Origin of the sequence: Noviherbaspirillum humi (assembly GCF_900188095.1) — a bacterium.
Taxonomy (GTDB): Bacteria; Pseudomonadota; Gammaproteobacteria; order Burkholderiales; family Burkholderiaceae_D; genus Noviherbaspirillum; species Noviherbaspirillum humi.
Window position 1 is genome coordinate 40,331 of sequence record NZ_FZOT01000006.1, and the last position, 12,204, is coordinate 52,534.

Sequence of the window (12,204 nt, forward strand, 5' to 3'; positions counted from 1 at the left end):
TTTGATCCGCTCACGTGAACGCCGCGTCGTCGTTACCGGCCTGGGGTGCGTCTCGCCTGTTGGCAACAACATAGCCGATTCCTGGGCTGCGCTGCTTGCTGGCAAATCGGGCATCGCCACCATCACCAAGTTCGATGCCTCGCCTTTCTCAACGCGGTTCGCGGGTGAAGTCAAAGGCTTCAACATCGAAGACTACATTCCGGGCAAGGAAGCCCGCCATATGGATACCTTCATCCACTATGGCATGGCAGCCGGGATGCAAGCCTTCCAGGATGCCGGCTTGCAGGTCACAGAAGAGAACGCCGAGCGCATCGGCGTGATGGTCGGCTCCGGCATCGGCGGCCTGCCGATGATCGAAGAAACGCATGCCGAATTGACCAATCGCGGTCCGCGACGCATCAGCCCCTTCTTCGTGCCGGCCTCGATCATCAACATGATCTCGGGCCACCTGTCGATCAAGTACGGGCTCAAGGGCCCGAACCTGGCGATCGTCACCGCCTGCACGACCGGTCTGCATTGCATCGGTGCCGCAGCTCGCATGATCGAATACGGCGATGCCGACGTGATGATCGCCGGCGGCGCCGAATCCACCGTGTCGCCTCTGGGCATCGGTGGCTTTGCTGCCGCACGTGCGCTGTCGGCCCGCAACGACGATCCGGCCACTGCTTCCCGTCCTTGGGACAAGGACCGCGACGGTTTCGTTCTGGGAGAAGGTGCGGGTGTGGTGGTGCTCGAAGAGTATGAGCATGCCAAGGCGCGAGGCGCCAAGATCTATGCCGAGGTTCTCGGCTTCGGCATGAGCGCCGACGCGCATCATATGACCGCGCCTCTTGAAGACGGTGACGGCGCTCGGCGCTGCATGGTGTCAGCGATGAAAAACGCCGGCGTCAATGCAGACCAGGTGAGTTACGTGAATGCTCACGGCACTTCGACCCCGCTTGGCGATATCGCCGAGACCGTGGCCATCAAGCGTGCCCTGGGTGATCATGCGCAGAAGGCGGTGGTGAATTCGACCAAGTCCATGACCGGCCACCTGCTGGGCGGCGCGGGCGGACTCGAGTCGGTCTTCACCATCCTCGCGGTGCACCATCAGGTCTCGCCGCCGACAATCAACATCTTCAATCAGGATCCCGCCTGCGACCTCGATTACTGCGCCAACACGGCGCGCGAAATGAAGATCGACGTCGCGGTCAAGAACTCGTTCGGCTTCGGCGGAACGAACGGCACCCTGGTGTTCGGCAAGGCCTGATGTCGTACGCGCTTCCGTCCTGATGGCGGAAGCGCTTTCCTCTCTCATCGCATGTCGATCGCGGTTTCCGTCACCGTGGTTCCATCCAGGATGCTGCGCATCCTGTCTGGCATGCTGTGCCTATCCATTCTCAGTGCCGCCGGCACCATAGCTTTCGGCTACATCGGGGAGCTTTCCCCGGTCTTTCGAATAACCCTTGCCCTTGCGATGGTTTTTGCCGCGCTCCTTGGGTTTTATCATACCGCCCGCCAGCAAAAGGCTTTACATATAGATATCACTGGAAGCGGACAATTTCGGATTGCCGAAATCTCTTCTGCAGATGCCTCTTGTATGGATGCGAGTTGGCCGCAAGTGATAAAGATGTCCCGCCCATGTCGTTTGCTGGAGAGCTCGACGCTGTGGCCTTGCCTGTTGCTGCTCAGACTGCAGGAACCAGAGGGCAAGACCAGGACCATTCGGATCTTGCCGGATAGTCTTGAAGGCGACAGCTTTCGTTCTCTGGCGGCGGCTTGCCGCTGGATGGCGGCACGGGGCGGAGATACCGATACGCGGCCTGTTCAGGGCTCCAAATGAACGAGGATTGATCGCCGGAAATCATGGCGCTTGATCTGAAACGGAACAAGGAAACGTGGATTGACGACAGAACGCGATATTGACCAACTGCTAGTCGAACGCGTCCAGCGCGGTGACAAGAAAGCGTTCGAACTGCTGGTGACAAAGTATCAGCGAAAACTGATGCGTCTGGTTTCGCGCCTGGTGCGCGATCAGGCTGAGGCTGAAGACGTGGTTCAGGAGGCTTTCATCAAGGCGTACCGTGCCTTGCCCCAGTTCAGGGGGGATTCGGCTTTCTATACCTGGCTCTACCGGATTGGCATCAATACGGCAAAGAACTATCTGGTCACCCAGGGCAGACGTGCTCCGACATCAACCGAAGCTGACGCAGAGGAGGCGGAAACCTTCGACGACGGCGACCATCTCCGAGATATCAATACCCCGGAATCGATGCTGGCAACCAAGCAGATCGCCGAGACGGTGAACGTGGCGATGGATGCCTTGCCCGATGAACTGCGCGTGGCGATCACGTTGCGTGAAATCGAAGGCTTAAGCTACGATGAAATTGCCGAGGCGATGGGATGTCCCATCGGAACGGTGCGCAGTCGAATTTTCCGGGCACGGGAGGCGATTGCAGAGAAATTGAGACCGCTTCTGGGCACCGCGATAGACAAGCGCTGGTAGCGGTTTCGATCAGGAAAACGCGATTTTTGGGCCGTTTACCGAGCTTGGCCAGCGAGATTTGGGGTACAAATGGAATCAAAAGAAAAAAGCCGTGCACAGATTTCCGCCTTGATGGATGGGGAAGTGGCGGATGCCGAGCTCGACATTCTCCTCGCTGAACTTGACAAGGAGGAAAGCCGGGAAGAATGGAAAATTTATCATCAAATCGGCGATGTGTTGCGTGCAAACGACAGTAATGGTGAGCTCAGTGCAGGATTTTCTGCGCGCTTGAAGGCGCGGCTTGAGCTTGAGCCGGTTCATGGCGACACCAACACCTCCGACCTCACGGCGAATCAGCTAACGACTGCGACAGGCACGGAAAAGCAGCTTCAACAGCAGTCCGGCGCCCACCGTTGGGTCGTCCCCGGGGTTTTGGCAATTGCGGCGACTACCGTCGGCGTGTTTGCCGGCCCTCAATTGACCATGGCGACCAAGGGGCAGCCGGCCGCCGATGGAACTGCCAAGGTGGCAAGTTCCGCCAGCCTGACGCTTCCCGCGACCGACAACCAGACGGGTGCTCTTGGCGCGATCAAAGCCAACGGTCAAACCCTCGTCGCCGCGTCGACCGACTCGTCGCCCGGAGCCCAAGTCATTGCATCGACACATCAAATAGGCAAGTGATTGTCGGCCGGTGCATCACCGGCCGCTTCCTGCTCCTGCTTCGAAATTAGCAAATCTGCAGCTACTCGCCGGGACCTCATCTCTCAGCATTTCCCGGCGCAGCCACACAAAGCCTGACAGTAGCATCTCTTTTCAATCCAAAGATTGAAGCTGGCAGCACTGTCCCCATATTGCCCTTGTTTCCTTGCAATCACCGTTGAGATTTCTCTGTCGCGCCATACCGAGGCAAGCGATATTGAAGTTTTTGGCTTACTATCGTGAGCGAAATGTCAAAGATGGTAATTTGTCATGAGGCTTTTCCAACCGATTCCAGATCAAGCGAAAAACAGGATTTATGAAAGCAATTCCAATTCGTTCCATGCGCAACACCTTCGCTGCGCTACTCGTACTGTTTGGCGGCGCAGTATTGCCGCCTGAGGTAGGCGGACTGGTTGCAACCGCCTCGGCGGCCAATGTAGCCGGATTGCCCGACTTTGCCGACCTCGTCGAAAGGACTGGCGGCGCCGTGGTGAATATTCGCACCACCGAAAGGGCCAAGCCTGGCCAGCAGGGCTTGCCGGGTGCGGATGACGAGGAAATGCAGGAGTTCTTCCGCCGCTTCTTCGGCGTGCCAATGCCGCCTCGCCAGCAGCAACCCGAACGTACTCCGCGCGGGCGTCGCCAGGCACCCCAGCAGCAGGAGGAAGAAGTTCCTCGAGGCGTCGGCTCGGGCTTCATCATTTCGGCCGACGGCTTCGTGTTGACCAACGCCCATGTGGTCGAGGGCGCGGATGAGGTCTATGTCACGCTGACCGACAAGCGCGAATTCAAGGCAAAGATCATCGGCGTCGACAAGCGTACCGACGTTGCCGTGGTCAAGATCGACAGCAATAACCTGCCTCGGCTGGCCATCGGCGACCCCAGCAAGCTGCGCGTCGGCGAATGGGTGATTGCCATCGGCTCGCCGTTCGGCCTTGAGAACACGGTTACCGCAGGCATCATCTCCGCCAAGGCACGGGATACCGGCGACTATCTGCCGCTGATTCAGACCGACGTCGCGGTCAACCCTGGAAATTCGGGCGGCCCCCTGATCAACATGCGCGGCGAGGTCATTGGCATCAACTCCCAGATCTACAGCCGTTCCGGCGGCTACATGGGCATTTCGTTTGCCGTGCCGATTGATGAAGCAGTGCGAGTGGCTGACCAGCTTCGCACCACCGGACGTGTGACGCGCGGGCGGATTGGCGTCCAGATCGGCGAAGTGACGCGGGACGTGGCGGACTCGCTTGGCCTTCCGCGAGCGCAGGGTGCCCTGGTGCAGCGCGTCGAACCGGGCGCGCCGGCAGAAAAAGCCGGATTGGAGGCAGGCGACATCATCTTGAAGTTCAATGGCAGCAATATCGAAAAGTCGAGCGATCTGCCGCGACTTGTCGGCGCAACCAAGCCGGGAACCAAGGCCACGGTCAACGTATGGCGCAAGGGGGCGGTGCGTGATGTGACCCTCACTATCGCTGAACTCGAGCCGGAAAAGGTGGCGAAGAAGGAGGAACGCAAGGCCAAGCCGGAGCAGGCTGCCAATGCACTTGGACTCGTGGTCAGCGAGCTGAGCGAAGCCCAGCGCCGCGAGCTCAAGACCGAGGGCGTGCTGGTTGAGGCGGCAGAAGGCGCAGCCGCTCGCGCCGGCTTGCGGCCGGGCGACGTCATCCTCCGGTTGAACAATACGGATGTGAAGGACGCCAAGCAGTTCAATGCGCTGGTTGCCAAGCTTGAGCCGCGCAAGGTGGCGGTCGTGTTGGTCCGCCGGGGCGACGCCTCGCAGTTCGTTCCCATCCGACCGAACGGCCAATAAGCTTGTTTTGACATGAAGGCATCGGCTCAGACAGCCGATGCCTTTTTCGTTTGCGGCTCGCGCATGCTGCAATACCACTCATGATCGAATTCACCCTCTACAGCCGTAGCTACTGCCATTTGTGCGAAGACATGCTGCGAGCCCTGCAATCCCTTGTCGGCGATACCGCCTGCATCATCGAAACTATCGACGTGGACACGGATGATGAGCTGGTCGCCCGCTACGATGAACTGGTGCCGGTGCTCATCGGCCGTCATGGCGGGGCGGCGGAGGAACTCTGCCACTATTTCCTCGACGTTGAAAAAGTCAGGGCGTTTCTTGCCTGCGAGGCGGCTTGAACGGAACCTTGCTGCGAGCGAAGAGCCGCCGCTTCCAGCCATCCAGGCCAGCTTTCCCCGAAAGGGTCTGCCCTCCCTCTGGCAGCCCGGGTTTTCTATCCCGAAATCCAGTAAAATGACGGGTTATTCAATCAACTTGCAGAGGGCGCTCACTGGTTTGCTTGTGACTTGAGCGCCTTTTTGTATTTGCAATCTATTAATGGACAACATTCGGAATTTCTCGATCATCGCCCACATCGACCATGGCAAATCCACCTTGGCCGATCGCATCATCCAGATCTGCGGCGGGCTGTCCGACCGTGAGATGGAAGCGCAGGTGCTCGACTCGATGGACCTGGAGCGGGAACGGGGCATCACCATCAAGGCGCAGACCGCGGCCCTGAATTACAAGGCGCGCGACGGCAAGGTGTACAACCTGAACTTGATCGATACGCCGGGCCATGTGGACTTCAGCTACGAAGTGAGCCGATCGCTGTCCGCCTGCGAAGGCGCGCTGCTGGTGGTGGATGCGTCGCAGGGTGTCGAGGCGCAGACGGTAGCCAATTGCTACACCGCACTCGATCTGAACGTGGAAGTCGTGCCGGTGCTGAACAAGATCGACCTGCCTGCGGCGGATCCCGATCGCGCCAGCGGCGAGATCGAGGATGTGATCGGCATCGATGCTACCGACGCGGTGCGCTGCTCCGCCAAGACCGGCATGGGCGTGGAAGACGTGCTCGAAGCGCTCATTGCCAAGGTGCCGCCGCCCAAGGGCGATCCGGACGCGCCGCTGCAGGCACTGATCGTCGATTCCTGGTTCGATAACTACGTCGGCGTGGTCATGCTGGTGCGTATCATCAATGGAACCTTGCGCCCCAAGGACAAGATTTTGCTGATGGCGACCGGCTCGCAGCATCTGACCGAAAGTGTCGGCGTGTTCTCGCCGAAAGCCCAGCCGCGTGAGTCGCTCTCCGCCGGCCAGGTGGGTTTCATCATCGCCGGCATCAAGGAATTGAAAGCGGCCCGGGTGGGCGATACTGTGACCCTGACTTCCAAGCCGGCGAAGGAAGCGCTGCCCGGCTTCAAGGAAGCACAGCCGCAGGTGTTCGCCGGCCTGTTCCCGGTCGAAGCCAATCAGTACGACGCGCTGCGCGATTCGCTGGAAAAGCTCAAGCTGAATGACGCCGCGCTGCAGTTCGAGCCGGAGGTGTCGCAGGCGCTCGGCTTCGGTTTTCGCTGCGGCTTCCTGGGTTTGCTGCACATGGAGATCGTGCAGGAGCGCCTGGAGCGCGAGTTCGACATGGACCTCATCACGACCGCGCCAACCGTGATTTACGAGGTGGTGCAGCGCGACGGAACCATCCTCATGGTGGACAATCCGTCGAAGATGCCGGATCCGTCCAAGATCGAGGAAATCCGCGAGCCTATCGTCACCGTGCATCTTTACATGCCGCAGGAGTATGTCGGCTCGGTGATCACCCTCTGCACTCAGAAGCGCGGCGTGCAGATCAACATGAGCTATCACGGCAAGCAGGTCATGCTGACCTATGAAATGCCGATGGCCGAGATTGTGCTCGATTTCTTCGACAAGCTGAAATCCACGTCGCGCGGCTACGCCTCGATGGAGTACGAGTTCAAGGAGTACCGTGCCGCGGATGTCGTCAAGGTCGACATGCTGATCAATAGCGAAAAAGTCGATGCATTGGCCATCATCGTCCACCGATCCTCCAGCCAGTACCGGGGCAGGGCGGTGGCGGCAAAGATGCGCGAATTGATTCCGCGTCAGATGTTCGACGTGGCCATCCAGGCAGCGATCGGTTCCAACATCATCGCCCGAGAGAATGTGAAGGCAATGCGGAAGAACGTGCTGGCGAAGTGCTATGGCGGCGACATCAGCCGCAAGCGCAAGCTGCTGGAAAAACAAAAGGCGGGCAAGAAGCGCATGAAACAGGTTGGTTCGGTGGAAGTGCCGCAAGAAGCTTTCTTGGCAATCCTACAAGTGGAAGATAAATGACCCTGCAAGCGATTCTCGGCAATTTTGCGCTCATTCTTTTCGTTCTCACGGTACTTACAGGGGTTGTCTGGTTTCTCGATGTGTTCGTGCTCGCCAAGCAGCGGCGCGCCCGCGCCAATGCGGCGCTGGCCGAATACGACGCACGCAGCGCCCGGTTGAGGCAGGACGGCATCCGCGGCGACACCAGCGATGCAGGCAGGGCGTCGCTGGAAGCTTCGCTGCTGAAGCAACCGGCGTGGATCGAATATTCCGGCAGCTTCTTTCCCGTGATCGCGCTGGTATTTGTGCTGCGCTCTTTTCTGTTCGAACCCTTCAAGATTCCGTCGAGTTCCATGGTGCCCACCCTGGTCGTGGGCGATCTCATCCTTGTCAACAAATTTACTTACGGTATCCGGCTCCCGGTGATCAACAAGAAGATCGTCGATGTCAACAACCCGCAGCGTGGCGACGTCATGGTGTTCAAGTATCCCAAGGATCTCTCGCTTGATTACATCAAACGAGTCATCGGCGTTCCTGGTGATAAAATCACGTATAGAAACAAACGTTTATCGATCAATGGTAAAGAGGTTTCTTACGAAGCGCTGCCCGACTACCTAAACGAGGAGCACCTCAATTATTCGAGGCAGTTCGTCGAAAAGCTGCCGGGATCGACGCACCGGATTTTGAACGACGACAGAGCGCCGGCGTATGTGCCGAACCCGGATGCGTTTCCGTTTCGCGAGTCGTGCAACTACAACCTTGAGGGGTTCACTTGTACGGTCCCGCCGGGCCATTACTTCATGATGGGCGATAATCGGGACAACAGCCTCGATAGCCGTTTCTGGGGATTCGTGCCGGATGAAAACATTGTCGGAAAGGCATTTTTCATCTGGATGAATTTGGGCGATTTGAAGCGTATCGGCAGCTTTAGATAAAAACATGCTGAGGGGAGTAATCGGATGGATTCCTTGTCAAAGGCAGTAGGGCGAAGTGGGCATCAATCGGGCTTGTCGCTGGTTGGCTTCCTTTTAACGGCGATGGTGGTCGGCGCGCTGGCGGTATTGGCGCTCAGAATCGTTCCCACAATCACCGAATACATGGCGGTCAAGAAAGCAATCACGTCCGCCAAAGCGTCAGCCAATAGTGCCCGTGAGATTCAGGCTGCGTTCGATCGCCAGCGCGATGCCGGCTATATCGAATCGGTGTCGGGCAAGGATCTGGAAATCACGCGCTCGGCGTCGGGGTTCGAAGTCAGCGTTGCTTATCAACGCAAGATTGGCCTGATCGGGCCGGCGAGCCTCGTGCTTGACTATGTGGCGAGCACCGACGGCAGGGCATCAAAAGCTGAGCGACCTTAATTTCAAAAAATATGGATTTAACGTTATTGCAAGGCAGGCTCAAGCATACCTTCAAGGATGCTGCATTGTTGCAGCAGGCCTTGACTCATCGCAGCCATAGCAGCTTGCATAACGAAAGGCTGGAGTTCCTGGGCGATTCGATTCTTAACTGCGTCGTCGCCTCGCTCTTGTTCGAACGCTACAACAAGATCGACGAAGGCGATCTTTCACGCCTGCGTGCCAACCTCGTGAAGCAGCAGTCCTTGTATGAGATCGCCCAGCGGATTGAGCTCTCGCAATTCCTGCGCCTGGGCGAGGGCGAACTCAAATCCGGGGGATTCAGAAGGCCGTCCATTCTGGCCGATACGCTGGAAGCGCTGTTTGGCGCAATCTTCCTTGATGCCGGATTCGACGCCGCCCGGGACGTCATCCGGTCGCTCTATATTCCAATCCTGGAGCATGTCGATCCCAAGACCTTGGGCAAGGATGCAAAGACATTGCTTCAGGAGTATCTGCAAGGCAAGAAGATCGCGCTGCCCCAATACAACGTGGTGGCGACGCACGGCGCTGCCCACAATCAGGAATTTGAAGTCGAATGCCTCGTGCCCAAGCTCGACATTCAAGTTTTCGGCACCGGTGGCAGCCGCCGCGCCGGTGAGCAGGCGGCTGCCAAGCTGGCGCTGGAAGCGGTGCAGCAGGCACTTGCCAAGAACAGCGTGACCGGCCGCAAGCCGCGTCAGCGTTCCGCCCAATTGAAGCTGGCCGGCATTGCGACCATCCAGTCGGATGCATCGGCCGAGCATGAACCGCGTAAACCCCGTTCCTCCTCGAAGACGGACAGCCGGCAGGAAGCGGCCAAGCCTGAACGGTCCGAGGATGGCCCGGACGGTGAGCCAGACGGCGTTCAGCACACCATGGACCTCGGCCTCGACAATGCCTCCCAGGCGACCGCCGGCCAAACAGCCACAACGGCCACCGCAGCCACTCAAGAACCCAAGACCGCATGACAGACGCGATTGACAACCCCGAATTCCGCTGTGGCTACATCGCTATCGTCGGCAGGCCGAATGTCGGTAAATCCACTTTGATGAATGCGCTGATCGGCGCCAAGGTCAGCATCACGTCGCGCAAGGCGCAGACCACGCGCCATCGCATCACTGGCATCCAGACCCGCGAAAACGTGCAATACGTCTATGTCGATACGCCGGGCTTTCAGACCCGCCATTCGAACGCGCTCAACCGCACGCTGAACCGTACCGTGACCAACACCCTGACGGCCGCGGATGTCATCCTGTTCGTGGTCGAGGCCGGTACCTACGGCCAAGCCGACCAGCAGGTCGTGGCGCTGCTGCCGCCGAAAGTGCCGGTGATCCTGGTCATCAACAAATCGGACCGCATCAAGGACAAAGCGGTTGCGTTGCCGTTCGCCCAGAAGGTCGCAGCCGAACATGACTTCGCCGCGATTGTTCCCGTGTCAGCCAAGCAGCGCTTCCAGCTCGAAGCGCTGGAGCAGGAAATCGCCAAGCATCTGCCTCGGCAAGGGCCGATGTTCGACGAGGACGACATCACCGACCGGAGCGAGAAATTCCTCGCTTCAGAAATCGTGCGGGAAAAGGTGTTCCGCTTCGTCGGCGAGGAATTGCCTTATACCAGCACGGTGATCATCGAAAAGTTCGAGCAGGAAGGCAACCTGCGCCGCATCTTCGCCGCCATCCTGGTGGACCGGGATGGCCACAAGGCGATGATCATCGGGCAGAAGGGCGCCAAGCTGAAGGACATCTCGACCCAATCCCGGCTCGACATGGAGAAGCTGTTCGGTGGTCCGGTCTATCTCGAAATCTGGGTCAAGGTAAAGTCCGGCTGGGCTGACAACGAAGCCGGCTTGAGGGCGTACGGCTACGAGTAGTCCACGCAATTTTATGGCCAATGCCAACGACAGGATGCCTGGCGATGATGCCCATGGCGAGGACGGCGCTTCTTCGGGTGCATCCTTCGATGCGCTTTCCCTGACGCCGCCGCTCGACAATCCGCCGGAAGCCCAGCAGGCAGCCGCAAAGCCGGCACGCCGCGCGCGCAGCACCGAAGCCGATACCCGGATCGTCGGCCAGCCCGGTTTCGTCATGCACAGCTACCCCTACAAGGAAACCAGCCTGCTGGTGGATGTGTTCACCCGAGATCACGGACGGCTGGCGCTGGTGGCGAAAGGCGCAAAGCGTCCCAATTCCAAGCTGCGCGGCGTGCTGCAGACCTTCCAGCCGCTGGCGCTGGACTGGAGCGGCCGCGGCGAAGTGCGCAATCTGATCAATGCGGAGTGGGTGGGCGGCTTGCGGCCTCTGGAGCGGGCCGCACTGCTGAGCGGCTTCTATCTCAACGAACTGCTGGTCAAGCTGCTGGCGCGCGACGATCCGCATCCGGTACTGTTCGACCACTATGTCGCCACGCTCAACGAACTGGCACATGACGAGCCGGCGCCCATCGTGCTGCGCAAGTTCGAGATGGCGCTGATGAAGGAAACCGGGGTGCTGGTGAATTTCACTTACTGCACCCGTACCGGCCGCAGGGTCGATACGGACGCAATTTACGTGGTCGATCCGGAGCAGGGGCCGCGGCCGGCGATGGCTTCCGACAATGCGCCGCGGGTCAGCGGCAAGACCCTGATCGACATGGACAATGAGGATTACGCCGATCAGCCGACTCAAGTCCAGAGCAAATTCCTGATGCGCTATCTATTGGCCCATCATCTTGGCGGCGGGACGCTAAACACGCGTCAAATTCTGATAGATTTGATGCAACTGTAACTCTCATCCACACCAGCATGAGCCTTCTCCATCCGAACAGTCCCGTTATCGATCTCGGCGTCAACATCGACCATGTCGCCACGCTGCGCAACGCGCGCGGCACCGTCTATCCTGATCCGCTTCAGGCGGCGCTGCTGGCCGAGGAAGCGGGCGCCGACGGCATCACGCTGCATTTGCGCGAAGACCGCCGCCACATCCGCGATGCCGATGTCGAAGTCATCCGTGCCCAGATCCGCACCCGCATGAACCTGGAATCGGCGGTGACGTCCGAGATGATCGATTTCGCCTGCCGCATCAAGCCCCAGGATGTCTGCCTGGTGCCGGAGCGTCGCAACGAGATCACCACCGAGGGCGGCTTGAACGTCATCGGCCATTTCAATGAAGTGTCGGCCGCGGTGAAGCAGCTGGCCGCGCAGGGCATCCGGGTCAGCCTCTTCATCGATCCCGACGCCGAACAGATCAAGGCTGCGGTCGAGGCCGGTGCGCCGGTGATCGAAATCCACACCGGCCGCTACGCCGACGCCGTAACGGAGGCGGAACAGCGGGCGGAACTGGAGCGGGTCCATGCGGCGGTGCTGGAGGGCATACGCCATGGGCTCAAGGTGAATGCCGGCCACGGGCTGCATTACACCAACGTGCAAGCCATCGCCGCCATCCCGGAAATCGCGGAACTCAACATCGGCCACGCCATCGTTTCAGAGGCGATTTTCATCGGCTGGAAGAACGCGGTGCGGGAAATGAAGTCCATCATGGTGGCGGCCCGCCTCGGCCTGCACAAGAAATGAC

The 12,204-nt window shown here is 59.3% G+C and carries 13 protein-coding genes; all 13 read left to right on the forward strand.

Features of this window, described 5'->3' with window-relative positions; translation table 11 throughout:
• The first annotated feature begins 1 nt into the window (after position 1).
• A complete protein-coding gene (fabF, locus tag CHB88_RS11200) occupies positions 2-1,249 on the forward strand; it encodes a beta-ketoacyl-ACP synthase II (protein WP_217900158.1) in 1,248 nt (415 codons plus the stop codon).
• Positions 1,250-1,300: 51 nt separating this feature from the next.
• Positions 1,301-1,822: a protein YgfX gene (locus CHB88_RS11205; RefSeq protein ID WP_089399418.1), complete on the forward strand. Its 522-nt coding sequence runs from the start codon at positions 1,301-1,303 to the stop codon at positions 1,820-1,822.
• A 60-nt stretch (positions 1,823-1,882) separates the two neighbouring features.
• Positions 1,883-2,485 (forward strand): RNA polymerase sigma factor RpoE, encoded by a 603-nt coding sequence (gene rpoE / locus CHB88_RS11210; RefSeq protein WP_019140877.1) that lies wholly within the window; start codon positions 1,883-1,885, stop codon positions 2,483-2,485.
• 69 nt (positions 2,486-2,554) lie between these two features.
• Entirely contained in the window at positions 2,555-3,145 is a 591-nt protein-coding gene (locus tag CHB88_RS11215; protein ID WP_089399419.1) for a sigma-E factor negative regulatory protein, read from the forward strand.
• A gap of 358 nt (positions 3,146-3,503) precedes the next feature.
• The gene (locus CHB88_RS11220; protein WP_089399420.1) at positions 3,504-4,973 is read left to right on the forward strand and encodes a DegQ family serine endoprotease; all 1,470 of its coding nucleotides are present in this window, start codon (positions 3,504-3,506) and stop codon (positions 4,971-4,973) included.
• Between the two features lie 80 nt (positions 4,974-5,053).
• Entirely contained in the window at positions 5,054-5,311 is a 258-nt protein-coding gene (locus CHB88_RS11225) for a glutaredoxin family protein (RefSeq protein ID WP_089399421.1), read from the forward strand.
• 199 nt (positions 5,312-5,510) lie between these two features.
• Positions 5,511-7,304 carry a translation elongation factor 4 gene (lepA, locus tag CHB88_RS11230; RefSeq protein WP_089399422.1) on the forward strand — a complete coding sequence of 598 codons (1,794 nt, stop codon included), beginning with the start codon at positions 5,511-5,513 and terminating at the stop codon, positions 7,302-7,304.
• Positions 7,301-8,218, forward strand: a complete 918-nt coding sequence (gene lepB, locus CHB88_RS11235) for a signal peptidase I (RefSeq protein WP_089399423.1) — start codon at positions 7,301-7,303, stop codon at positions 8,216-8,218. The genes lepA and lepB overlap by 4 nt, the downstream gene beginning before the upstream one ends.
• Before the next feature lie 33 nt (positions 8,219-8,251).
• Positions 8,252-8,641 (forward strand): DUF4845 domain-containing protein, encoded by a 390-nt coding sequence (locus CHB88_RS11240; protein ID WP_245844922.1) that lies wholly within the window; start codon positions 8,252-8,254, stop codon positions 8,639-8,641.
• Positions 8,642-8,652: 11 nt separating this feature from the next.
• Positions 8,653-9,627, forward strand: a complete 975-nt coding sequence (rnc, locus tag CHB88_RS11245; protein ID WP_217900155.1) for a ribonuclease III — start codon at positions 8,653-8,655, stop codon at positions 9,625-9,627.
• Positions 9,624-10,526, forward strand: coding sequence for a GTPase Era (gene era, locus CHB88_RS11250; RefSeq protein WP_089399425.1), 903 nt, complete (start codon positions 9,624-9,626; stop codon positions 10,524-10,526). Before rnc ends, era begins: the two co-directional genes overlap by 4 nt.
• 34 nt (positions 10,527-10,560) lie before the next feature.
• Complete coding sequence (gene recO, locus CHB88_RS11255; RefSeq protein WP_089399588.1) at positions 10,561-11,418, forward strand: DNA repair protein RecO; 858 nt, start codon at positions 10,561-10,563, stop codon at positions 11,416-11,418.
• 17 nt (positions 11,419-11,435) lie between these two features.
• A complete protein-coding gene (gene pdxJ, locus CHB88_RS11260) occupies positions 11,436-12,203 on the forward strand; it encodes a pyridoxine 5'-phosphate synthase (protein WP_089399426.1) in 768 nt (255 codons plus the stop codon).
• The last annotated feature ends 1 nt before the right edge of the window (position 12,204 follow it).